Below are 24,809 nucleotides of genomic sequence, written 5' to 3' on the forward strand. Positions count from 1 at the left end.
TTTGGGCAACCTCGGGACTTCCACCGAGCGATTCGGGTGAGCGCAAGTCGTTCCCGCTAACCATCAGTCACGAAAATAGCCGCCCCCGTCAAACGACAAGAACGGCTAACGACGGAAACGGCCACTTTCCAACCAATACTAGTTAACTAGGAGCGGCCAAACCCGTCTTACACACGGTGATTACCGTGTACTACCGCGCCAGACAGAAAACAATCTGGCAGAAGAACCAAGGCTGGCGGTCACGACCCCATTAACGTCCCGCGCATCCAAAAGAAAACGCCCTCGCTTCGATACTCGAGGCGAGGGCGTCAAGTGCTACTTTTCCTCGACTCCCTGGCCAACCTTCCCGTCCAGGACGTTGACCGCCTTCTCCACGGCGTCGACGATGTTCTGGTATCCGGTGCAGCGGCAAAGGTGGCCGGACAGCTGCTTGCGGATCTCGTCGCGCGTGTAGGTCTTGCCGGAGCGCTCCATCTCGACCGCGCTCATGATGATGCCCGGGATGCAGAAGCCGCACTGGACAGCAAACTCGTCCACGAACGCCTGCTGCATGGGGTCGAGCGTGCCGTCGGCCGCCTGAAGGCCCTCGACGGTCAGGATCTCCTTGCCCTGGGCCCAGTCGGTCAGGTAGAGGCAGGAGTCGGTTGCCACGCCGTCGATCAGGACCGTGCAGGCACCGCACTCGCCCACCTCGCAGCCACGCTTGACGCTCGTCATGTGCAGCCGGTCGCGAAGGGTATCAAGCAGCGACTCGCGCGGGTCATAGCCAACCTGAACCGGCTTGCCGTTGAGTGTGCAAGATAGAATCCTCATGTCCATTAGATATCAGCTCCTCCCTTGCGAGCCGCGTAGGTCAGCGAGCGCTTCGACATCTCCTTGATCAGCTGGAGACGGAACTCCTTGGACGCACGCCAGGAGTCACGCGGGTTGGTGTCCTGCTGGGCGAGTTTGCCAATCTTCTCGACGGCTTCCTCGACGGCGAGGCCGCGGACGGCATCCTCGGCGTTGCGCGCACGAATGGGGGTCGGGGCGGCGACGCCGAAGGCAAGGCGGATGTCGTCGATGCACTTCTTGTCGTCTGAGAGCTTGACAAGGCAGCAGCAGCCCATCGTGGCGATCTCGAGGGCGCGGCGCTTGCCGTACTTGAAGTAGTGACCGGTCCACCCCTCGTAGTGGTCGCGCGGGATGCGGATCTTCACCAGCACCTCGTCGCGCTCGCGCACCGAGCGGCCGGGGCCCGTGTACCACTCCTCGATGGGAATGGTCCTCATGCCGCGCACCGAGCGGACGTCCAGGAGGGCTCCGTAGGCGTAGAGCGTGGAGGCCGTGTCGGCGGAGGTGGCTGCGTTGCAGATGTTTCCGCCGATGGTTCCCGAGACGCGAAGCTGGGGACCACCCGGCGTGTCGCAGGCATCGCAGAGCGTCTGTACCGTCGACTGGGCGACGGGGCTCGTGGTCACGTGGTTGAACCAGGTGATGGGACCAATCTCGACGGTTCCGTCGGCGGCCAGGCTGACGCCGTCGAGCTCGTCGTTCAGGCCGTGGATGGAGACGAGGTGCGCGCCGGCAAACTTGCCCTCGCGGCACTTGACGAGCACGTCAGTGCCACCAGCGATGACCATGGACTGGGGGTCCTCCGCAAGAGCGCGGCAGGCATCTTCGACGCTCGTTGCCTCGTAGAGCGATTCGATGTCGTACATCAGATAAGTCCCTCCCTCTTGAAGCCCTCGAATAGACGCTGGGGCGTCATGGGCATCTCGTAGAACTTGACTCCCGTGGCGTTCAGGATGGCGTCGCGAATGGCAGGCGCGGGACTGATGATGGGGGTCTCGCCCACCGCCTTGTTGCCATAGGGGCCCATGGGGTCCTGGGTCTCGACGTTCTCGGCGATCAGGTCGGGCACGTCCATCATCGTTGGGATCTTGTAGTCGAGCAGGGTCGCATTGCGCACGCGGCCGCTCTTGGGGTCGACGAGAAGTTCCTCAGACAGGCCGAATCCGATGCCCTGCGCCATGCCACCGTGAATCTGCTGCTCGACGAGCTTGGGGTTGATGAGTCTGCCGTCGTCCTGGATCGAGACGATCTTGTCGATCGTGACCTGGCCCAGGGGAATGTCGACCGTCAGGTCGCAGAACGTGCAGCCGGTCGCAATTGCGTTCTGGTGGACGGTGGCCTGGCCGCGCGTCGAGAGCTGATCGGTCTTGTGGATGTTGTAGTAGGCCTCGAGAGCTAGATCCGCAAGGCCGCAGAGCCTGTTGTCCCCTCCGTCGTAGATGGCGTGGTTCCTCAGGTCGAGCTCGCCCTGCGCGTCGGGATAGAGGCGCTCGGCCAGCTCGAGGATGCGCTTGCGCATCTTGGTGCCGGCGTCCTTGCACGCGGTGCCCGAGACGAAGGTCTGGCGCGAAGCGTACGCGCCGGGGTCATACGGAGCGACATCGGTGTCCTGGAAGCTCACGATGTGGATGTCCTCGGTGTCCACGCCGATGGCCTCGGCGGCCATCTGGCAGAAGACCGTGTCGGCACCCTGGCCAATCTCGGTCGCACCCATCTGGAGCTGGAACGTGCCGTCCTGGTTGAGTGTGATCTGGGCGTTGGAGGTCTCGAGGGCGAAGGGCGCGACGGCCGTCTTGTAGACCATGAACGCGACGCCGACGCCGTGGCGGATGGGGCCTGCCTGGTTGGCGTACTCCCTGCGCTTGTTGTCCCAGTCGATGATCTCCTTGCCGCGCTCGACGCAGGCGCGCAGACCGTCGGTGCGATACGAGATCGTGTTCGAGGGGCTGAACTCGTCGACGTAGCCGGGGGCGATGGCATTCTTCAGGCGGAACTCGACGCCGTCCCATCCCATGTCATGTGCGATGTCGCCCATGAGGCACTCGGCCGTCCAGACGCCCTCGGGCACGCCGTAGGCGCGCATGGCTCCCGTGTGCGGACCGTTGGTGTGGATGGTCCAGGCCTCGCAGCGCACCGCGTCCTCGCAGGTGTGGTAGAGCCAGCGGAAGCTGTTCACGGAGTTGAGGACCAGGGCATGGCCGTGGTGGATGTAGCCACCGGTGTTGGACCAGCCCTTGATTGAGCGGGCGTGCAGGCGCATGTCATCACCGACGCTCGCCTCGACCTCGAAGTTCTTGGGCTGGCGCCCCGAGGTGTCCCAGAAGCACTCCTCGCGCGAGAGCTCGAGCTTGACGCAGCGACCACCCACCTGATGGCAGAGCCATGCGTTGAGCGGCTCGAAATGGATATCCTGCTTGGTGCCGAATCCACCGCCGATGTAGGGCTTGATCACGCGGACGCTGCCCCAGGGAATGCCGAGGGCCTGGCCGATGATGCGACGGCAGATGTGCGGGATCTGTGTCGACGAGACGCAGACGATCTTGCCGCCCTCCTCGTAGCAGTACGAGACACAAACCTCGATGTGCGCCTGGCTCTGCTCACCAGTGAAGGTCTTAATGGCGAAGTGGTGGTACTTGGGGTCGAGAAGTGCGTCCTCGACGCTCTCGTAGCCCATCTCCCCGAGCTTCTCCTTTGGGGTCACGGCAAGGGTGTGCGCGACGACGTTGTCGGGCTTGCCCTCCTGGACGGGCACCTCGGTGCCCTTCATGGACTCGCGCGCGTCGTAGACGACGGGGTACTCCTCGTACTCGACGTGGATCAGGCGCAGCGCGCGCTCGGCAGCAACGTTGTCCTCGGCCACGACGGCTGCGATGTTGTCTCCGTAAATGCGCACGCGGTCGTCCAGCAGCCTGCGGTCGGCGATGTCGCGCTTGGCCGCCGCGGAGTCCGCATACCAGGGGTGGCCTGCGACCGGATAGGCGAAGTCGGGCACGTCGAAGCAGGTGAACACACCAACGACGCCGGGAACCTTCTTCGCCTCGTCGGTGTCGATCGAGACGACGCGGCCGTTTCCAATGGTGGAGTGGAGTATCTTTGCCACCAGGCAGGGCTTGGGGCAGAGGTCATCGGTAAACATCGCGCGGCCCGTGACCTTGTCGTACGCGTCGACGCGCTTTACGGACCTACCGACCTCCTTATAGCTCTCCATCTCTCGCTCCTCTCCTACAAAAGGTTGTTATGCCTAAAAAAAGGTTAGCCGCGACACAGGGCATGGCGCGGGCTTTGTGGTGAGCGGACCCATAGGACGGGCGGCCGCATCAACCAATGATAACTTTTTGTAGGCCTGAACAGGCGTTATACAAGCAAAAGTCCAACGCATCCCTACGTTTGTTCCAAAAAGAGCGGCACATGTGGGCACCACGCCTGACGGGGCGCGCGAGCACAGGCAAGACACAGAAAAAAGCGACGCCCGCCTCACTGGGACGGACGCCGCCTCGATTGTGAACTTCACCGTCCGGAACATCAGTCCGGACGTCTTGCCAACGTCTAGGCGCTCTTGGCGCTCGAGACCGTGGTGTTGGCCGCCGCCGAGGTCAGAACCGCAGCCGGGGCCTTGGAGCCCACAAGCCTGTCGTCACGGACGACGAGCCTGCCCGCCACGTACTTCTCGACCATGCGACCACCCTCCTCGGCGAGGTACATGTACCTCTCGACGCGCTCGGAGGGATCGCACTCGAGCGTGGTGCGAATCTGGGAGTCGTCCAGCACGAGGATGTCGGCCTCGTAGCCCTCTTCGAAGGAGCCGACCTTGCCGAAGAACGAGCCGCCGCCGACCGTCGCGACGTAGAAGGCCTCGGCGGTGGAGAGGGGCTTGAGGTTCTGGTCGACCAGGCGCCAGCGCAGCTTGGAGCAGCCAACGAGGTCCGCGACCGCGCGGAACATCGAGAGCGAGGCGCCGCCGGCGACGTCGGTGCCCAGGCCGACGTTCATGCCCTCGACCAGGTAGCGGCGGATGGGCGCGATGCCCGAGGAGAGCTGCATGTTGGACTGCGGGCAGGTCGCGACGAAGACGCCATGCTTCTTCATGATGGCGATCTCCTCGTCGGTCGAGTAGTTGCAGTGTGCCATGACCACGTGGCCCTCGCCGTCCATCTGGCCGGCGTGCTCATAGGTCTGACCGTAGCAGCTGGACCAGGGGGCAAGCCCGTGGACCCAGTCGATCTCGGAGAGGTTCTCGGAGAGGTGCGACTGCAGCGGCAGTCCCCTCTCCTGCTTGAGCCTGCCCAGCCCCTCCATCAGCTCGTCGGTGCAGGTGGGCGTGAAGCGCGGGGTGAGGATGGGCTTGGTGTTGACGTAGCCCTTGGACTCGACCTCGTCCAGCCAGCGAACCGTGTCTGCAAGCGAGGCCTGCGCGTCCTTCTCGCAGAGGTAGTCGGGACTGTTGCGGTCCATGTTGACCTTGCCGACGAAGGTCTTGAGGCCCGTCGCCTCGAGCTTGTCCATGAGGAGCTCGGTGGGCTCGACGTGGAGGGTGCCGAAGACGACCGCGCGCGTGGTGGGCGAGTGCAGCATGTCGTCGGCGAAGATGGAGTACGCGCGGTCGGCGTAGGAGAGGTCGGCGTACTTCTTCTCCTCGGGGAAGGTGTGGGTGTTGAGCCACTCGAGCAGCTCGAGGTCCATGCCCAGGCCACGGAAGGCGTACTGGGGCGCGTGGACGTGGATGTCGGTCATGCCGGGGATCACGAGCCTGCCCGTGCGGTCGCGGACATCGATTCCCTCGTACTCGGCCGGAAGCTCCTGGAAGACGCCCTTGCACACGCCGTCGACCACCACCAGGTAGCCGTCCTTGGCCCACTGGAGGTTGGACGCATGGCGCGACCAGACGATGTCGCCGCGGATGGCGAAGGTCTCCTGACTGGCTGCGACAGAGCTCTCTTTCGACATACGTGCCACCTTTCGTTTGCGCGGGCGCGGCACGCGGCCGCGCCCGACTGGTTTGCATACAACTGGTGAAACTGGCGCTGGGTGCCTGGCTATATGAAGAAGTACTTGCAGCAGAACAGGACGAACAGGACCCACATGACGCCCGAGATCTTCTTGCGGTTCTCGGCCCCGGTAACCGCGTTGACGGCCACGTAGGAGATGATACCCAGCGAGATGCCCTCAGCGATGGAGTACATGAACGGCATCGCGATGATCGCGACGAAGGCGGGGATGGCCTCGGCCACGGAGCCCCACTCAATCTGGGTGACGGCGCCAAACATCATGAAACCGACGATGACCAGGGCGGGCGAGGTCGCGAAGGACGGAATCGCCAGGAAGATTGGCGAGAGGAACAGGGAGAGAAGGAAGAGCACGGCGCAGGTGAGGCCCGTGAGTCCCGTGCGGCCGCCCTGCGAGATGCCCGCGGTGCACTCGACGGCGGTCGCCGTGGAGGAGGTGCCGAGCATGCCGGCGAACGTCGTCGCGAGGGACTCGGCCAGCAGCGCTCCCTTGACGTTGGGAAGCTTGCCCTCCTCGTCGAGCAGGTCGGCCTTGGCGGCGGAGCCGATCAGGGTGCCGATGGTGTCGAAGAGGTTGGTGAACAGGAACGCGAAGACGACGGACATGAAGCCGACGGACAGAATGTTCGAGAAGTCAATCTGGAACGCGATCGGCGCGATCGAGGGAACCGTCAGTCCCTGCGAGAAGTCAGGCAGCAGGCTGTAGAAGCCGGCCTCGGCGTTGGGGACGTAGAGGCCCGTGAACTGGCAGACGATGCCCAGGCCCCATGTGATGAGGATGCCCAGTAGGATGTTGCCGCACACGTTCTTGCAGACCAGGATGGCCGTCACGATGATGCCGATAAGGGAGAGAAGGGCGCAGATGCCCGCGGTCGAGAAGGTCCCCTCCGCAAGCGAGCTGTGGAACGAGAACATGGTGACGAGCGTCGACTCGCTGGGGATGACCAGGCCGGAGCCCTTGAGGCCGATGATGGTGATGAAGAGTCCGACGCCGGAGGTGATGGCGAACTTCAGGTTCATCGGGATCGCGTTGAAGATCGCCTCTCGCACGTTGGTCAGCGAGAGTATGACGAAGATGATGCCCTCGACGAAGATCGCACCGAGCGCCGTCTGCCAGGAGTAGCCCATGCCCAGGCAGACCGTGTAGGCAAAGTAGGCGTTGATGCCCATGCCGGGACAGAGGATGAACGGGTAGTTGGTGAGAAGGGCCATCATCAGCGTGCCGATGGTCGAGATGAGGACCGTCGCCGTGAACAGGGCGTCCTGGGGCATGCCCGTGGCGGCGAGGACGCTGGGGTTGACCGCGAGGATGTAGGCGGCAGTGACGAAGGTCGTCACGCCCGCCAGAATCTCGGTCTTTACGTTGGTGCCACGCTCCGAGAGGTGGAAGATCCTGTCGAGGGCACCCTTACCGTCGCCGGTACCACGCTCCGAGTGGTGGAAGACCCCATGCAAAGCATTTTCCATACAGCACATCACTCCTAAGACGAATGCCAACAGTCACGCCCGCGCAACCAAATCCCTCTCCGCGCGAGACAGTTACACGCTCAGCTGTCGATCTTGAAGGCCGCCTTGGGCTAAGGCAGAAGCATGGGCCAAGCCTGGCCCGCCTGCCGCCGGCGATCATAAAAAAGTAAGATATATCATCAGGGGTCGTCCAAGAGGGGATCGCCCCGACTTCGACCCTGGGCGACAGACTGAGGACGGGCAGTCCCCCACCCAAGGCGGCGCGTCCTTCTCCCCAACGCTCTCCCAAGTGGTGCCATAAAACTTGTTTTTTTAGCTAAATATTTTTTTGTTAGCTAGATGGTATCGGGACTCATTCGGAATGGTCGCGTCTCTCTGGCGGACGGTATGTCCTCACCCGTAAGCGCACGACTCGATCGTTTATGCTGTACCATTGCGTTTTTGCAGGTAATCCCATAACGAACAACAGCGAATCCAATCTGTCGCAACGCTCGCCCCCCCCATGTGACGCAGGGAGGCGACGCCGGCTGGGCCGCACGGTCCCCAGACAGCAAGCAAACAAAAAGGCAGGGCAGGGTCTCCCCTGTCCTGCCTCGCGCCTATTGGCACCATGCCGTCTCTGCGGCGAAGAGCTCAGCTCTAGAGGCTCTTCTTGATCTGGTCGACGTCGTCGTCCGAGATGAAGTCGCCGGACTTGATCTGGTCAACGTACTCCTTGATCTTGTCCTGGACATCCTGCGAGACCTTGTCGGAGAACTTGCCGAGCGAGATGCCGCCGTTGTCCATGTTGCCGATAATGGCCTTGCCGTCGCCGAAGGAGCCAGCCTCGATCTCGTCCATCGCCTGGCCGATCATCCAGTCGGTGACGGTGGAGGTGATGACGGTCGGCTGATCATCGCCAGCGATGTCGATGGGCTGGGCGATGTCGAAGTGCGTGTCGGCGCCGGCGCTCTCGAGGGCCTTGCGCGAGCCGTTGTCGACCGCGGAGGCGTCGCCCCACATGACGTCGACGTTCTCGGAGTTGATCCACTGCTCGGTCAGCTTGGTGCCCAGCGAGGCGTCCGTGAAGCCGGCCTCGAAGTTGTACTGGCCCTTGATGGAGGGGTCGATCTTCTGCGCGGCGGCCAGGAACGCGGAGTACTTGGTGAGGGTGGAGGGAAGCTTCATGCCGCCGATGAAGCCGATGCTCTTGGTCTTGGTCATGAGGCCCGCGACCACGCCGGCGAGGGCGCCGGTCTGCTTGAAGTCAGGAAGGACGGTCTCAACGGGAGCGAGAGTCTCGTAGTCGGCCATCTCGGTCGTGGGGTCCGTGTTGGTGACGAGGAAGTGGACCTTGGGGTGGCTGGCGGCAGCGTCCGAGACGACCTCCATCCAGTCGGAGGCGAACTGGTTCCCGTTGCCGATGATGAGGTCGACGTCCTGGTCGACGTAGGACTGGGCGGCCGTCGCGGCGTCGGCGTCAGCGGTGTTCTCCTTGGGCTCGAGGAGCGTCCACTTGTCGTGGGACTCGAGCGCCCTCTTTAGGGACTCGTAGTGGCCCTGGTCCCAGCCACCGTCGGTGATGGTGCCGCTCATGATCATGGCGACCTTGTAGCCCTCGGATCCGGAGTCGCCGGAGCCGGAGTCAGACGACCCGGAGCCGCCGCACGCGGACAGCATGAGGGCGCCCACGCCACCAAAGCCCAGGCCCAGGGCCTGACGCCTGCTCACCATAACGGTCTTGTTCTCGTTGCTCATAAACACGCCTTTCCTTCCCTTGCCTTGGAGAAGGGCCTCGCCCTCTCCCTTGCCAAACCAACTACCTTCGCACACGGCCCCGGTCTCCCGACGCCGGAAATGCCAAACTGCCGGGAGGCGCAGACGCGCCCCCCGGCAGAACAAAACGCTACCGCTGCTCGCGGAAGTACGGCTGACCGTTCGCCTTCGGCCCGGCATGCTTCGAGCCGAAGATGATCAGGGCGACAATCGTGAAGATATACGGAATCATCTTGAAGAACATGACGGGAGCCGCCTGGAACTGTGCCTGGAGGGCAACGTTCAGGCCGTCGAAGAAGCCGAACAGCAGGCTCGCCGCCAGGACGCCCACGGCAGTCCAACGGCCGAAGATGACCGTGGCCAGCGCGATGAAGCCGCGTCCCATGACGATGCCATCGGTGTAGATGGGCGTGTAGCACAGCGTGAGGAACGCGCCACCGGCGGCCGCAAGCGCACCGCACACGATGCACGCCACGTACTTGGTGCGTACGACGTTAATGCCGAGGGTCTCGGCGGCGTGGGGGTTCTCGCCAACGGAGCGGAACGAGAGGCCCACACGGAAGTGGTGGAAGAAGTACCTCACGACCGGAACCAGGATGAAGGCCAGATAGGCCAGAAGCGTCTGGTTGAAGAGTGCGTCTCCCAGGAAGGGTATCTGCGAGAGCCCGGGAATGGCCAGCGAGGCCATCTGCTCGCCCGTCGCGTTGGCGGGGTTGGAGCCAACGAAGAGGTTGTAGCCGAACAGGGCGATCGCAGGAGCGAGCACGTTGATGGCCATTCCCGTGACCACCTGATCCGCGCAGAGCGTGACCGTGCAGAACGCATAGATCATGTTGACCAGCACGCCGGCGAGCATGCCAACCAGAACACCTAGCCAGATGTTGCCGCTCATCTTGGCGACGGCGAAGCCCACGAAGGCTCCGACGGCCATGATTCCCTCGAGGCCGATGTTGACCAGGCCCGCGCGCTCGGAGAAGACCTCGCCCAGCGCGGCGAGGAGGATGGGCACGGCGCCCATGGTCATCGCCTTGAGAATGGTGGGCAGTGCAGTGATGAAGCCGTCCATTAGGCGTTCACCTCGGCTTTCTTGACCTTGGCATTCTGCCTTGCGGCGAAGAACGCGCGAATCTTGGGGAGCTTGACCGCAGCCATGCCAGCAACCGCGAAGATGATGATGAGTCCGCGGACGATCTCGACGATGGCGGTGGGGACACCAATGACGCTCTGCATCATGGTTCCGCCGGTGGAGAGCACGCCGAAGAGAAGCGCGACGAAGATCGCGGCGATCGGGTTGAGCTGTGCGATGAGCGCGATCGCGACGCCGTCGAAGCCGAAGCCCGAGCCGAAGCCGTCGGCAAGGCGGAACGGTGTCCTGCCAAGGAGCTCGATCGCGCCGCCGAGGCCGGCGATGGCGCCCGAGATGATGAAGGCCAGGAGCACCAGGCGCTTCACGGGGAAGCCGTTGACCTTTGAGGCGACCGGGTTCATGCCCACGGCGCGGATCTTGAAGCCGAAGGACGTGCGGAAGATGAGGTACCAGATGAACACGCCCAGAAGAATCGCCACGAGGACGCCCACGTGGGCGTTGGCAATCTGGGGCAGGCGCGCGGACTGCGGAATCGCGAGCGTCTTGGGCAGGCCGCTGTCAGAGTAGAGGTTCTTGAACACGTACTCCATGAAGTAGAGGGCCACGTAGTTGAGCATGATCGTGGTGATCATCTCGTTGAGGCCGCGGGTGATCTTCATGATGCCCGGAAGAAGACCCCAGATGCCGCCGACGACCATGCCGACAATGAGCCCAAGGGCGAGACCCACGGGACCCTGCAGGCCGAGTCCGAACATGACGGTCGCCGTCGCGCAGCCGCCCATGATGAACTGGCCCTCGCCGCCCAGGTTGAACACGCCGCACTTGTAGGCGAACACGGCGCAGAGGCCGGTGAAGACAAGCGGGCAGGCGCGCTCGAGGGTCTTGGCGATCTTCGCGGGGTCACCCAGAGACCCCCTGAGCATTGCCGCGTATCCCTGGATGGGATCTTTGCCCAATACCGCAATGATGATTGCGCCGACGATGAGGGCGAGCAGCACCGAGACGATGGGCGTGAGAATCATCAGCCTCTTCTCGCTGCGCTCTTCGGCGCTCAGTTCCTTCTTTGCCACGATGGCCCCCTCCTACTTTCCTGCCATTGCGAGCGAGATCTCCTTGATGGGAGGGTTCGCACCCGAATAGGTTCCCATTACCTGGCCCTCGAACAGCACCACGATTCGATCGGAGAGCTTGAGCACCTCGTCGAAGTCGGCGGAAATCAGAAGGACCGCACAGCCAGCGTCACGCTGGGCGACAATCTGGTTGTGGATGAACTCGGTCGCGCCGATGTCAAGGCCACGCGTCGGGTAGACCGCGACGAGCAGCTTGGGCTCGCCCTCGAGCTCACGGGCGAGGATAACCTTCTGCTGATTGCCGCCCGAGAGGCTGCGCGCCGTCTGCTCGACGGAGGTGCAGCGGATGTCGTTCTCCTCGCGCAGCTTGTTGGCGTAGTCGTGAATCTCGCCCATCTTGAGCCACTTGCCGTGGCCCGCCGAGAACTTGTCGCTGGTCGTCTGCTTGAGCACCAGGTTCTCGGCGACCGTCATGTCACCGACGAGACCCATCTTGTTGCGGTCCTCGGGAATGTTGCCCAAGCCCGCCTTAATGAAGGAACGGGGCGAGAAGAGCGCGATCTCCTTGCCGTCAGGCCCGTACACCTCACCGGACTCGGGCTTGACCAGGCCGGTAACGACCTCGGCGAGCGGCGTCTGGCCGTTGCCGTCGATGCCCGCGACGCCCAGGATCTCGCCCTTGTGGATGGCGAGCGAGACGTCCTTCAGACCGCCATGCTTGACCTCGGGGCGATACGAGACGCCCTTGAGCTCGAACGCAACCTCGCCGGCATCCTCGACCTTGGGATAGGTGCTCTCCTGGAACTTCTGGCCGATCATGAGATCGGCGAGCTCCTGCTCGGTGACGTTAGCCACGTCGACGGTCTCGATGGACTCGCCGCGGCGCAGGACCGTCACGCGGTCGGAGATGCGCATGACCTCGCGCATCTTGTGCGAGATGAAGATGATCGACTTGCCCTCGCTGGTGAGCGAGTGCATGATCTCGAAGAGGCCCTCGACTTCGAGGTCGGTCAGGACGGCCGTGGGCTCGTCCAGAATCAGGAGCTCGGCGCCCCTGAACAGGACCTTCATGATCTCAACGCGCTGCTGCATGCCGATGGACATGTTGGCGACCTTCTCGTCGAGGTCAATCTCGAGGCCATAGCGGTCCATGAGCCCCTCTATGGTCTTGCGGTCGTCGCCCTCGCGGAGCAGCGGGGTGTCGTGGCGCTTGTCGCCCAGGATGATGTTCTCGAGGCCCGTCATGGCATCGATCAACATAAAGTGTTGGTGCACCATGCCGATGCCGTTCTCGACCGCGACGCCGGGACTCGTAATCTGGACCTCCCGCCCGTGCATGAAGATCTTTCCCTCGGTGGGCTGATAGAGTCCGACGAGGACGTTCATGAGCGTCGACTTGCCCGCACCATTCTCGCCCAGCAGGGTGTGTACCTCGCCCTCCCGGACGTCAAACGTGACGTCTTTGTTCGCATAGAACGAACCGAAGCACTTGCTGATGTTCTCCATTCTCAGCAATTCGGCCATGCTTGCCGCCTTTCGCCAACAGGGTCTCATGTTTGCGCGCGGGTCCTCCCACGCAATTCTGTAACGTTTTGATTCTCGCAGCCTTTCGTTAACTTCTGTTTACGACCTCCTTGACACTTTTAAATTATCGCGAATACGGAGTGTCACGCAGGGGCAACGACTCACGCACAAAGCCATCGAGGCGATGGTAGGCGTTCTGCACCGCAGGCGCGGTACCGATCGTCGCGATCTCGCCTATGCCCTTGCCACCGTACGCCACGGGAAGGAGATGGTCCTTCTCGACGTAGATCGCATGGATCTGGGGAATGTCAGTCGAGCGCAGAAGCCCGAGCGTACCGTACTTTGCCTGAGGGACGCAGTCCTTGAGCGGGAAGTCCTCCGTAAGCGCATAGCCCATGCCCATGAGCACGCCGCCCTCGATCTGGCCCTGGATGGCGATGGGGTTGACCACCTTGCCGGCGTCGTGGGCCGCGTGGATCTCGCGAATCCTCCCGCGGTCGGGGCCGTCCGGCTCGAGCACGACCACCGTGGAGCTGAATCCGTAGCAGATGTGGCTCTTGGGGTTGGGCAGGTCGGCACCCAGCTTGTCGGTCGGCTCGAAGTACTCGTAGCCGAACTCGCAGCCCTCGAGCGCGCGCAGGGCCGCGACGGGGTCCTTCGGGTGCACGCCATGGCCCGCAATCAGGGCGCTTCCGTCGGCGTAGCCCACCCCGTCGTAAGGGGTGCCGTCACCGTACTCGATGGCCTTGCCATCGCCGCGGGCAAAGACGCGCTGCGCGGGGACGCCGTTTCCCGCCTCGACGGAGAGCATGGCGTCGCGCAGCAGGAAGGCCACTCCGCGCACGGCCTCGCCGGTCACGACGGTCTGGCGCGAGCCGCTGGTCGTGCCGGAGTCGGGGGCGTTCTCGGTCGAGCACTCGCCGTTGGCTATCGCGTAGCGCGGAAGGCCCGTGGCCTCTGCGACGTCCTGAAGGAAGACGGTGTTGCAGCCCTGGCCGATGTCGGAGGTGGCGCTGTAGACCACCGCACGGCCGTCCTCGACGCGGATGTTGGCGCGACCTGCGTCGGGCAGGCCCACGCCGACGCCAGCGTTCTTCATGGCGCAGGCTATGCCGCAATGGCTGCTGTTCTTTTCGAACACGTCCTTTACGGCGAGCAGGGTCTCCTTGAGGGCGGTCGAGCAGTCCGCGATCTGGCCGTTAGGCAGGACCTTGCCGGGCTCGATGGCGTTGCGCCAGCGGATCTCCCAGGGGCTGATGCCCACCTTGTCGGCCAGAAGGTCGATGCAGCCCTCGAGCGCGAACTCGCTCTGGCACACGCCGAAGCCGCGGAACGCGCCCGCGGGCGGGTTGTTGGTGTAGTAGCCGAAGCCACGGATGTCGGTGTTCTGGTAGGTGTAGGGGCCGACCGCATGCGTGCAGGCGCGCTCCAGGACGGGCCCGCACAGGCTGGCATAGGCGCCCGTGTCGAAGTTGATTTCGCAGTCCAGGCCGGTAATGATGCCGTCCTCGTCGCACGCCAGCGTGAAGGTCGCGTCCATGGCGTGGCGTTTGGGATGGAAGAGGATCGACTCCTGGCGCGTGAACTTGCACTTCACCGTGCGCCCGAAGTGCAGGGCCGCCAGCGCTGCAAGGTGTTGGGTCGAAACGTCCTCCTTGCCGCCGAAGCCCCCGCCGACCAGCATGGTCTCGACCACGACTCGCTCGGGCTCCTGGTCCCAGCCCAGCATGTGGGCGACCTCCTTGCGCGTGTCGTAGGCGCCCTGGTCGGTGGACTGAATCTTGACGCCGCCCTTGTACGGGAACGCGACGGCGCACTCGGGCTCCAGGAAGGCGTGCTCGGTGAAGGGAGTCTCGAAGTGCTGCGTCACCACATAGGGCGAGTTGGCGATGGCCTCCTTCGCGTTGCCGCGCGTGACGTGACGACTCTGGCAGACGTTGTCCTCCAATATCACGTGGTTGCCGAAGGCGTTGAAGCTCTCGTGCACCTGCGGGGCGCCCTCCGCCCTGGCCTCCTCGATGTTGCGGACGGGCTCGAGCTCCTCGTAGGAGATCCTGACGAGCTTCTTGGCCTTGGCGAGCACGGACTCGCTCTCGGCCACCACCAGGCAGATGGCGTCGCCAACGCAGCGCGTAATGTCGCCCTCTGCGATCATGACGTCCCAGTCCTGAATGAGGTGGCCCACCTGGTTGACGGGCACGTCCTTGGCGGTCAGCACGCCCAGCACGCCCGGCAGCGCCTCGGCCTTCGAGGCGTCGATGGACAGCACGCGCGCTCGCGGGTACTTGGAGCGCACCGCCGAGGCGAAGGCCATGTCGGGGTAGTTCTCCCTCGTCAGGTCGTCCGGGTAGACGCCCTGGCCCAGCACCTTGCGGCGCACGTCGACGCGGAAGGCCCTCTGGCCCACACCATAGTTCTCGCCGCGCTCGAGGTCGGGCTCGATGTTGCGTTCCCCGCGCAGAATCGCCGCGGCGAGCATGATGCCCTCGATGATCTTCTTGTAGCCGGTGCAGCGGCAGACGTTGCCGCGGATGGCGTACTTGACCTCCTCCTCGGAGGGGTCCGGGTTCTGGCGCACGAGAGCCGCGCCGCTCATGACCATGCCGGGGATGCAGAAGCCGCACTGGACCGCGCCGACGGAGCCGAAGGCGTAGACGAAGGCCTCCCTCTCGTCCTCGCTCAGGCCCTCGATCGTGAGCACCTGCCTGCCCTGGGCAAGCTTGGTGGTCATGACGCAGCCCTTGGTGGCGATGCCGTCGATCACGACGGTGCAGGTTCCGCAGGCGCCCTCGGAGCAGCCGTCCTTGACGGAGGTCAGTCCCAGGTCGTCGCGCAGGTAGCGGAGAAGAGACTTGTTCTCCGTGGTTGTGTGCTCTTCTCCGTTGACGAAGAAGCTGTAGCTTGCTGACATGTCCCTCACTCCCCTCCTAGTCCGCGGCGACGATTCCGTTTACGTCGTGAATGACGCCCATCGGGCACTTGGCGGCACACATGCCGCACGACAGGCACTTCTGGTAGTCGATCTTCGCGAGGAAGGCGTCTATGTGGATGGCGTCGGCCGGGCAGACGCGCTCGCAGGTCTTGCATCCCACGCAAACGCTGTCGCACTTCTTCATGGCAGGAACGACCTTCTCGTGGTTCGAGCACTTGACCCACATGAAGTCGTCGGCCGGCATCAGCGTGATGATGGTCTGCGGGCATGAGTGCACGCAGGCGCCGCAACCCGTGCAGCGCTCGCGGTCGACGTGGGCCACGCGGTTCTCGTCCACGTGGATGGCTCCCTCGGGGCAGACCTTCTCGCAGGTGCCGCCGCCCAGGCACGAGAAGTGGCACTCGCGCACGCCCAGCGGGTGCTCGCCCGCTATGGCGTCGCAGTCGTGCGGGAGGGTGTTCGGATCTATGTCATCCCTGAATGCGCTGTCGCCTTGGCAGTGGACAACAGCCACGAATCTTCGGGCCATGCTCTTCTCCTCTAAACGCATCGCGGGAGCGGTTCCCGCGCAGTGCCCGGGGAAGCCCCGAGGAGCTTCCCCGGAAAACTCAGACGATCCTTACCTCTCGAACAGGTAGGGATGCTCGTCGCGCGTCGCGACGATGGTCAGGCGGACCGCCTTGGGGAGGCCGCAGGCGGGATTGTCCACGTCGTAGGTGGCGACCTCTCCGTTCAGGCGCACGAGGTACTCACTGCCCTCGACCTCGCCCACCGGCAGGAAGCCGGAGTTGTGCGAGGAGTCGAAGTCCTCTCTGGTCCAGAACAGCGTGAGCTTGTCGCGGAAGGGCCTGCCGCCCTCGTAGGGGCAGAACACGGCGCAGTTGCCGCACTCGTTGCACATGCCGTCGACGTGCACCACCTGGCGCTGGCGCAGGCCGGGCACGCGGACCGCGACGTTGGCGCGGTTGGGGCAGACCTCGCAGCAGGTCTCGCAGGCCGTGGCGCAGCCGAGGCAGCGCGACTTGACCAGGCTCTCGACCTCCTGGGTGAGCGTGGCGCGCCCGGCGAGCGGGCGATCGTAGTCGGCCTCGATGTTGCTCGCGGAGCAGAAGTCGAAGTCGTATCCGCACAGCGCCTCGGTGACGGTCGCGGCGTCGGCGATGGCCTTCACCACCGTGGCGGGGCCACGGCGGCAATCGCCGACCGCGTAGACGTGGGCGACGCTGGTCTGGAGCGTGTCGTCGACCTCGGGCAGGCCCCTCTGGTCGAGCAACACGCCGGAGGCCTTGTAGACGGAGGGCTCTACGCGCTCCCCCACCGCGGCGATGACGGAGGTCGCGACGACCTCGCGGGTCTCGCCCGTGGGCTCGGGCCTGCGGCGGCCGGACGCGTCAGGCTCGCCCAGCCTCATGACATCGCATGTCAGCGTGGTGCCCTCAAGCGCCTTGGGCGAGAGGAGCTCCAGGAACTCGACCCCGTCCTCAAGCGCGAGCGCGAGCTCCTCCTCGTCGGCGGGCATGTTGCGACGGTCGCGGCGGTAGACCAGGCGCACGTTCTTGACGCCCGGCACGCGCTTGGCGGCGCGGGCCACGTCCATGGCGGTGTTGCCGGCGCCGACCACGGCCACGTCGGTGCCCAGCATGCAAGAGGCGGGATCCGCCTTGAACTGCTGCAGGAACTCAAGGGCATCGAGCATCTGAGCACCCTCGATCACGGGGTGGCCGGGCGCCCATGCGCCGATGGCCACTACCACGTCGGTGAAGCCCTTCTCCAGGAGGTCCTGTGCGCTCCTGACGTCTGTGCCGAGCTCGAACTTGGCGCCGTAGGCGCGGCAGAGCTCGATGTCGTTCGCGATGGACTCGGCTGCGATGCGGAAGTCGGGAATCACGTTGGCGACCACGCCGCCGAGCGTCTTCTGGCGCTCGAACACGGTCACGTCGACGCCAGCGCGCGAGAGGAACGAGGCCACGGAGAGCCCGGCCGGGCCGCCTCCGATGACGGCAACCTTCTTGCCCTCGACCGCGGGTGCGGCCTCGAGCTCGGGCAGGACCTCGGCGAGGCCCCTGCGTGCGGCCTCGAGCTTGAACTCGCGGATGTGCACATGTTCCTCGTAGTAGTTGCGCATGCAGCTGATGCCGCAGGTGTGCGGGCAGATGGTTCCGGTGATGAAGGGCAGCGCGTTGCGCTGGAGGACGATGCTGAGCGCGTCGGCGAAGCGGCCCTCCTCGACGGCCCTGAGGTAACCGGGAATGTCCTGGTGGATGGGGCAGTCGTGGCGGCAGGGCGCAGTGAAGCAGTCCATCAGGGGGAGCCTCTGGTCGATGTGGCGGGAAGGCACGGGCTTGATGGGCTTCTTGTAGCGGGCGTTCTGGTGCATGTCCTCGACGAGCGCGTCGACCGCAGCCACGCGCACGCCGTCAAAGCGGTAGCAGTCTTGCTGCGCGAAGGCGTAGGCGATCTGCGAGAAGCGCTCGTAGCCACCCGGCTTGAGCACCGTGGTCGCCATGGTCACGGGCCAGATGCCTGCGTCGACCAGGCCGCGGATGTTGAGGGCGTCGGCACCGCCGGACCACGAGATGCGGAGCTTGCCGTCGAACTCGTGGCTGATGCGCTGGGCAAGCGTGAGCGTGAGCGCATAGAGCGAGCGGCCGGACATGTACATTTCCTCGCTCGGGAGCTCACCGCGGGTCACGTCGACCGGGAAGGTGTTGGTGAGCTTGACGCCGAACTCGAGCCCACGCTCCCGGCAGAGGGCCGCCAGGCGCTGGAACATAGGGACCGCGTCAGCCCACTGCAGGTCCTCGTCGAAGTGGTGGCGGTCGAAGACGATGTAGGAGAAGCCCAGGGAGTCGAGCAGGCCGCGGGCGGTCTCATAGCCCAATAGGGTCGGGTTGCACTTGATGTAGGTGTTGAGGCCCTTCTCGCAGATGAGGTGCGTGGCGATGCGCTCGATCTCGTCGGGCGGACAGCCGTGCAGCGTCGACTCGGTGATGGACTCCGAGACGTGCGGGGTGATAGAGTCGACGAATGTCTCGTCGACGTTGTCGAAGCGGTCGAGGTTGGCCTTCGCCCACGCGATGGCCTCGTTGAACGCCACCGTGCCAGAGGCGTCCTTCAGGTCGTTGATGAAGCCGTCGACCTTAGGGGTCTTGATGCCCTCCAGGTCGTAGCCGACCGACATGTTGAAGACGAAGCCGTCGGGGTCGCCCAGGCCAAGCTCGCGGGCGAGCAGCTTGCAGGCCACCCAGGCGTGTATGTACTCGTCGCGGGCGTCGGCCACGGTCAGCTCGGTCGACCACTCGCAGTTGTAGCCCTCGTCGCCCGCAAGGATGCAGGGCTTGTTGACGCAGGCGGCAAGCTCTTCTCCGTCCATCTTCTGGACGGTCTTGAGCTCGAAGAAGCGCGCGCCGGCCACGTAGGAGGCCACGAGGTTCTGGGCCAGCTGCGTGTTGGGGCCCGCAGCAGGGCCGAAGGGCGTCTCGAGGCGCCCGTTGAAGATGGGGCGGGCGCTGCCGGGGTCGCGCCGGGGCATGCGGGAAATGCCGAAGATGGTTCCCCTGGTGTGGTACTCGCTCAGGATCCAGTCCATGAGCTGGTCAAAGGGCATGGGATGCATAACGTCGCTCATCGCGATATTCCTCTCGTGGTTAGCTGGTGCGGATGACGTGGGAGTCGTCCCGGGCGGCTAGTACGCGCAGCCGTTGAGGTCTCCCCAGAGCTTCTTGGCCTCCTGCATGACGAAGGCGTCGATGCGCTCCCTGTCGCAGCCCACCAGCTCGCGGTCGCGATAGACCACGCGACCGTTGACGATGGTGGTGCGGCAGTCGTGGCCCTCGACCCCAAAGAGGATGTGGCCGTCGATGTTGTCCGCCCCGAGAGGCGTGGGCGCGGGATAGTCGAACACGGCGATGTCGGCGGCCGCACCTGCCTTGAGGACGCCCAGGGGCTTGCCGTCCGACTTGGTGGAGAAGTACATGTTCGCCACCTCGGCGTTGTTCCTGAACAGCATGTCCATCGCCTCGCCCCAGGCAACGTTGGGAAGCGTCGCGTTCAGGCGCTGCAGGGGCACGAAGGCCTTGAGGGACTGCAGCATGTCGTGGGTGTAGGCATCCGTTCCCATGGTGACAGTAATGCCATGCTTGAAGAACTCGAGCACGGGCGCCGTACCCACGGCGTTGTTGGCGTTGGACTGGGGGTTGTTCACGATCTTGGTGTGGGTGTTCGCGACCAGCTCCATGTCTGCGGGGGTAATGTGTATGCAGTGGCCGAGCATGGTCTTCTCGCCCAGGATACCGTGGTCGAGCAGGCGATGGATGGAGGTGCAGCCGTGCTTCTGGGCCGAGTCGTAGACGTCGTTGGTGCCCTCGCACACGTGGATGTGGAAGCCCGTGAGGCCGTCGTTGGCCTGGACCATCTTGTCGAGCGCCTCGTCGGGCAGGGTGAAGAGGGCGTGGCCGCCGAACATGGCGGCGATCATGTCGGAGTCCTCCTGGGCGGCCCAGCGTGCGAAGTCGGCGTTCTCCTTTATGGACTCGTCGAGCTTCTGCGCACCGTCGCGGTCGGAGACCTCGTAGCAGAGGCACGCGCGCATGCCCATCTCTTTCGCGACGTCCTTGATGGCGAAGAGCGAGCCGGGGATCTGGAAGAAGCTCGCGTGGTGGTCGAACAGGGTGGTCACGCCGTTGCGGAACGACTCCATCATCGTGACGTAGGCGCAGGCGCGCGTTCCGTCGAGAGAGAGGTGCCGGTCGATGTTCCACCACTGCTGCTCGAGGTTCTCGAGGAAGTTGGTGGGATTGCACCCCTTGATGGCGAGGCCGCGGGCCAGGCCGGAGTAGATGTGAGTGTGGCAGTTGATGAGGCCGGGCATGATGAGGCCGCCGCGGGCGTCGACGAACTCCGCCTTGGCGTACTTCTGCCGCATCGCGGCGAGCTCGCCCACCTCGACGATGGTGGTCCCCTCTACCACCACGGCGCCGTCCTCGACGAACGGGGTCGCCTGGTCGCGCGTCACGACGCGGCCGTTGCCTACAAGTAGCATAGGTGTCCTCTCCCTCGCTACGCGCCGCAGATCAGCTACGGCAAATCAAGTAATAGGCCCGACCCTCTCTTGACGGGCCTCCCGGCGAGTACCGCCTTGCGGCGGCTGCGGACGCCGGTTCCGCAGCGACTCGCGCCTCTGCCGCGCGTGGGCAGACCCACGCCGCGCGCTGCGCGAAAAGTCAACCAAAGCGAAACGGAACGCACTTGAAAAACGCCCCAGAAACGAACTACACCCCCTGGGCCAGGACATGCGGTGTAGCGCTCTGAATTTTCTTTTTCTTACCTAACTTTTATTCTGTTGTTTATGAAATATATGCCGAGAAGCCACCTGCGAGGCAATGCGTCGGACCCTCCCTCGGCGTACGGCCCGATTTGCCGCCAGACGGTAGAGACGGCTCCGCACGTATGCTCGAAGCTAAGACAATCGCAGGAAAAAAGGGTTATTTACGCTCGCGTATAACGCTCTCCGCCCAAAGCGGAGGGGTACTCGACGCCCTGCGGGAAAATGCCGCTCACCAAGAATGCGCCGCCGTAGGTCCCCTAAAAAAGAGTTAGGTAGCTGGCAAAGGTAATATGTCAGACAAGCAAAAAATTTGTAATAACGAATGCTTCCGACTGTTTACGCAGCATACTTCTGCTTGATTGGCACAAGCACTTCTCGCCCGCCAAAAAGACGTCGGCCTGGGTCGCTCGCCCGCCCTCGCGACTTGGCGGACCGCCATTGGACAATCGCCGTCACGAACTCACATTCGAAGGAGACTTCGCCATGGAGAATAGAGAGCTCGACCTCCTGAGCAGGCTCGCCAAGGGAATCGCCAAAGAATTCGGCAGCAAGTGCGAGGTCGTGGTCCACGACCTGGAGTCGAAGGACCCCAACAGCACCATCGTGGCCATCGAGAACGGCGAGGTCTCCGGCAGGAAGCTAGGGGACGGCCCCTCGAACGTGGTCCTCAAGGCGCTCAACTCGGACCCCGAGCAGCTGCACGACAAGCTCGCGTACCTCACCAAGACCGAGGATGGGAAGGTCCTGAGGTCGTCGACGATCTTCTATCGCAACGAGGCGGGGAAGCCCATCGCCGTTCTGGGCATCAACTATGACACCTCGCTGCTCTGGGCGATCCAAGACGCGCTGCACGACTTCAACAACCACGAGGACGAGGAGCCCGTCGCCGCGACCGCGACCATCCCGCACAACGTGACCGACCTTCTGGACGAGCTCATTGACGAGTCCATGCGCATCACGGGCAAGCCCGTGGCGCTGATGACCAAGGAGGACAAGGTCAAGGCGATCGGCTACCTGAACGACGCCGGCGCCTTCCTGATCACCAAGAGCGGCCAGAAGGTCTGCAACTACTTCGGCATCTCGAAGTACACGCTCTACAGCTACATGGACGAGGCAAAGAGCGCGCGCGAGGGCGAAGTCAAGGAATAGCATGGAGCTAGACCAAGAGGCAATCGAGCTCACCCGGGAGCTCGTTCGGATAGACTCCTCCGACCCAGGCGCCTACGAGGGCGAGATACAAGAGTTCATTCGCGCATGGCTGCTCGAGCGCATCGAGCGGCTGCGACCCGAGCTCGCCGGAAGGGCGGAGGTGTCGCTCGAGCAGATCGAGCCGCTTGCGGGCCGCAAGTGCCTTCGCGCGCGAATCGTCCCCGCAGCCAAGGGGGAGGCACTTCTCCCCGAGCTCGTGCTCTTGAGCCACATGGACACCGTGACGCTGGGAGAGGGCTGGTCCAAGGACACGCCCGCGCTGGGCGCGGTTGTTCGCGACGGCCGCCTGTGGGGCCGCGGTTCCTGCGACATGAAGGGCGGCATGGCCTGCGCGATGCTGGCGTTTGACGACGCGCTGGGCGCAGTCGCGAACGACCTGGCTCCCCGAAGGGCCCTGAGCTTCGTCGCGACCTGCGACGAGGAGGACTTCATGCGCGGCAGCGACGCCGCAATTCGCGCGGGCTGGCTTGACGGCTCGCAGTGGGTGCTGGACACGGAGCCCACCGACGGCTACGTCCGCATGGCGCACAAGGGCCGGACTTGGTTCGAGATGGGCTTCTCGGGCGTGACCGCACACGCGAGCACGCCGTGGATGGGGGCCGATGCCGTTGCTGCGACGGCCTGTGCCATCGACGCCATCAGGCGCGAGGTCGGGGAACTACCCGAAGACGATGAGCTGGGAAAGACCACCGTCACGTTTGGCCAGGTACAGGGAGGATATCGCCCGTACGTCGTGCCTGACTCATGCACGACCTGGATAGACATGCGCCTGGCGCCGCCCTGCACCCCACGCGACGCGCAGGACATTGTCGAGCATGCCATCGCCCTGGCCGAGGGCGAGGTTCCCGGCACGCACGGATCGCTGAAGGTCACGGGAGACAGGCCGGCGATTCCCTCGCACGCCGACTCTCCCCTGCTTGCAAAGATGCGCGCGGCGACGCTGGAGGTCTGCGGAAGCGCCGCAGAGACGAAGACGTTCACCGGCTACACCGACTCCGCGGTCGTGGCTGGGACCTGCGAAAACCCGAACTGCGCATCGTATGGCCCGGGAAGCCTGGAGGTCGCGCACAAGCCGAACGAGTTCGTGCCGCTGGAGGACCTCGCGCGCGTAAGGTCGGTCTTCCGCCGATTGGTGCTCGACTGCCTGGAATAGCGACACACGGCATGGCGAACGATTGCCCCTCGGTCACCCAAATCGCTCCAGATACGCTCTTTGGTCACCCAAATCGGCTCGCGGCAGCTCTTTGGGCCCGGTTTTGCTGGGCAAACGTGGAGGGAAGAGCTTCTTGCGGGCGATTCGGGTGACCGCAGGGCTTCCGGCGGCCGATTCAGGTGGCCTGCCGCGCCGAACAAGAGGCGCCGGGCCCGAAACCGGACCCGGCGCCTCGCTCGGCTGTTATTGCTCCCCCTACTCGACCAGACGGCCGCCAAGGTAGGTGGCTTCGAGGCCAAGCCCCTCGTTCAGGACGACGTAGTCGGCGGGGCGGCCACAGACGATTGCGCCGCAACGGTCGGCGATGCCGGCGGAGCGGGCCGCGACCTCGGTCGCCATGCGGATGGCTTGCTCGGCAGAGGCAATCTGCCAATCGTAGAGGTTCTTGACCCCCTGGGCCAGAGTGAGGACCGAGCCCGCGATGCTGCTCATGTCGGACAGGTAGCAGAGCCCGTCCTTCAGTACCACGTCCATGCCACCGCTGGTGTAGGAGCCGTCCTCGAGCCCACCGCAGGCGAGGCAGTCGGTAATGGGCACCACGTGCTCCCAGCCCTTGGCGCGCACGAGCGCCTTCATGGCCGGTGCCGATACGTGCTTGCCGTCGCAGATCAGCTCTGCGTAGGTGTCGTTGCTCACCATGGCGCAGCCAACGACACCCGGCTCGCGGTGGTGCAGGCCGCGCATGCCGTTGAATGTGTGCACGAAGCAGCTCGCTCCCGCATCGACCGCGGCGGAGGCCTCCTCGTAGGTTGCGTCGCTGTGCCCGATGCAGGACACGACACCACGCTCGACCAGTCCGGCCACGTATTCCTTGGAGCCATCGCGCTCGGGAGCCAGCGCGCTCTTGCGAATGATCCCGCCCGCAAGCTCCTGCCAGCGGTCGAACACCTCAAGCGACGGGTCAATCAGGTACGCGGGGTTCTGTGCGCCCACGTGCTTCTGGGTGAAGAACGGCCCCTCCAGATAGATGCCCTGGATGCGCGCGGCGGCACCCGTCTGCCCCTGCGCGGCCTCGGCAATCGAGGCGCAGGCCCGGCCGATGCGCTCCACGTCGTCGGTGAAAGTCGTCGGCAGCCACGAGGTGGTGCCGCGGCGGGCCAGCTCCAGACCAGCCTCACCGAGGCCATCGGGGTCGAGGTCCGTGGCCGCGTGGCCAAAGAAGCCGTGGATGTGCGTGTCGACGAAGCCAGGCGCGATCCAGCAGCCGCTCTCGTCGACCAGGTCCATGCCCTTGGGAATGTCGGGCGTCCACAGGCCGAAGCGGCCCTCGTAGACGGTCAGGTAGCCACCGTCGCAGACGCGACCCGGCAGGACGAAGTGATCAGCGCGGATGGCGTAGGTCGCGCGCGTGACATCGACGCCGCCCGCAGCGCTTGCGTTGCTTGCCAT

General features: G+C 64.4%; 16 protein-coding genes. 2 read left to right on the forward strand and 14 right to left on the reverse strand.

All coding sequences use genetic code 11. From position 1 onward, the window contains the following. Nucleotides 1-315 precede the first annotated feature (315 nt). The 13 genes from xdhC to ssnA form a co-directional block, all read right to left on the reverse strand. Nucleotides 316-819: a xanthine dehydrogenase subunit XdhC gene (xdhC, locus tag B5D13_RS04320; protein WP_078687098.1), complete on the reverse strand. Its 504-nt coding sequence runs from the start codon at nucleotides 817-819 to the stop codon at nucleotides 316-318. Next, the gene (xdhB, locus tag B5D13_RS04325; RefSeq protein WP_078687099.1) at nucleotides 819-1,700 is read right to left on the reverse strand and encodes a xanthine dehydrogenase subunit XdhB; all 882 of its coding nucleotides are present in this window, start codon (nucleotides 1,698-1,700) and stop codon (nucleotides 819-821) included. Before xdhB ends, xdhC begins: the two co-directional genes overlap by 1 nt. Beyond that, complete coding sequence (gene xdhA / locus B5D13_RS04330; protein ID WP_078687100.1) at nucleotides 1,700-4,042, reverse strand: xanthine dehydrogenase subunit XdhA; 2,343 nt, start codon at nucleotides 4,040-4,042, stop codon at nucleotides 1,700-1,702. Before xdhA ends, xdhB begins: the two co-directional genes overlap by 1 nt. A gap of 338 nt (nucleotides 4,043-4,380) precedes the next feature. Beyond that, nucleotides 4,381-5,778, reverse strand: a complete 1,398-nt coding sequence (locus B5D13_RS04335) for an amidohydrolase family protein (RefSeq protein WP_078687101.1) — start codon at nucleotides 5,776-5,778, stop codon at nucleotides 4,381-4,383. An 89-nt stretch (nucleotides 5,779-5,867) separates the two neighbouring features. After that, nucleotides 5,868-7,304, reverse strand: coding sequence for an NCS2 family permease (locus B5D13_RS04340; RefSeq protein ID WP_078687102.1), 1,437 nt, complete (start codon nucleotides 7,302-7,304; stop codon nucleotides 5,868-5,870). Between the two features lie 639 nt (nucleotides 7,305-7,943). Further along, the gene (locus B5D13_RS04345; RefSeq protein ID WP_078687103.1) at nucleotides 7,944-9,041 is read right to left on the reverse strand and encodes a BMP family lipoprotein; all 1,098 of its coding nucleotides are present in this window, start codon (nucleotides 9,039-9,041) and stop codon (nucleotides 7,944-7,946) included. Nucleotides 9,042-9,189: 148 nt separating this feature from the next. Beyond that, a complete protein-coding gene (locus B5D13_RS04350) occupies nucleotides 9,190-10,125 on the reverse strand; it encodes an ABC transporter permease (RefSeq protein WP_078687104.1) in 936 nt (311 codons plus the stop codon). After that, the gene (locus B5D13_RS04355) at nucleotides 10,125-11,216 is read right to left on the reverse strand and encodes an ABC transporter permease (RefSeq protein ID WP_078687105.1); all 1,092 of its coding nucleotides are present in this window, start codon (nucleotides 11,214-11,216) and stop codon (nucleotides 10,125-10,127) included. Before B5D13_RS04355 ends, B5D13_RS04350 begins: the two co-directional genes overlap by 1 nt. A 12-nt stretch (nucleotides 11,217-11,228) precedes the next feature. Continuing rightward, on the reverse strand, nucleotides 11,229-12,740 hold the full coding sequence (locus B5D13_RS04360) for an ABC transporter ATP-binding protein (RefSeq protein WP_078687106.1): 1,512 nt from the start codon (nucleotides 12,738-12,740) through the stop codon (nucleotides 11,229-11,231). A gap of 124 nt (nucleotides 12,741-12,864) precedes the next feature. Further along, a complete protein-coding gene (gene xdh, locus B5D13_RS04365) occupies nucleotides 12,865-15,651 on the reverse strand; it encodes a selenium-dependent xanthine dehydrogenase (RefSeq protein WP_078687107.1) in 2,787 nt (928 codons plus the stop codon). 16 nt (nucleotides 15,652-15,667) lie between these two features. Continuing rightward, nucleotides 15,668-16,201 carry a 4Fe-4S binding protein gene (locus B5D13_RS04370; RefSeq protein ID WP_159443990.1) on the reverse strand — a complete coding sequence of 178 codons (534 nt, stop codon included), beginning with the start codon at nucleotides 16,199-16,201 and terminating at the stop codon, nucleotides 15,668-15,670. Between the two features lie 90 nt (nucleotides 16,202-16,291). Continuing rightward, nucleotides 16,292-19,300 (reverse strand): putative selenate reductase subunit YgfK, encoded by a 3,009-nt coding sequence (gene ygfK, locus B5D13_RS04375; protein WP_078687109.1) that lies wholly within the window; start codon nucleotides 19,298-19,300, stop codon nucleotides 16,292-16,294. Between the two features lie 57 nt (nucleotides 19,301-19,357). Then, nucleotides 19,358-20,713, reverse strand: a complete 1,356-nt coding sequence (ssnA, locus tag B5D13_RS04380) for a putative aminohydrolase SsnA (RefSeq protein WP_078687110.1) — start codon at nucleotides 20,711-20,713, stop codon at nucleotides 19,358-19,360. A gap of 768 nt (nucleotides 20,714-21,481) precedes the next feature. On the opposite strand from ssnA, the gene B5D13_RS04385 reads away from it, so the two are divergent. Together B5D13_RS04385 and B5D13_RS04390 are read left to right on the forward strand one after the other, a co-directional pair. Then, nucleotides 21,482-22,147, forward strand: a complete 666-nt coding sequence (locus tag B5D13_RS04385; RefSeq protein ID WP_078687111.1) for a helix-turn-helix transcriptional regulator — start codon at nucleotides 21,482-21,484, stop codon at nucleotides 22,145-22,147. Nucleotide 22,148: 1 nt separating this feature from the next. After that, nucleotides 22,149-23,360: a M20 family metallopeptidase gene (locus B5D13_RS04390; RefSeq protein ID WP_078687112.1), complete on the forward strand. Its 1,212-nt coding sequence runs from the start codon at nucleotides 22,149-22,151 to the stop codon at nucleotides 23,358-23,360. Between the two features lie 255 nt (nucleotides 23,361-23,615). Here the strand turns inward: B5D13_RS04390 and nagA are convergent, their stop codons facing one another. Beyond that, nucleotides 23,616-24,809 carry an N-acetylglucosamine-6-phosphate deacetylase gene (gene nagA, locus B5D13_RS04395; RefSeq protein ID WP_078687113.1) on the reverse strand — a complete coding sequence of 398 codons (1,194 nt, stop codon included), beginning with the start codon at nucleotides 24,807-24,809 and terminating at the stop codon, nucleotides 23,616-23,618.

The organism is Olsenella sp. KH1P3, assembly GCF_900167315.1.
GTDB classification, from domain to species: Bacteria; Actinomycetota; Coriobacteriia; order Coriobacteriales; family Atopobiaceae; genus Olsenella_J; species Olsenella_J umbonata_A.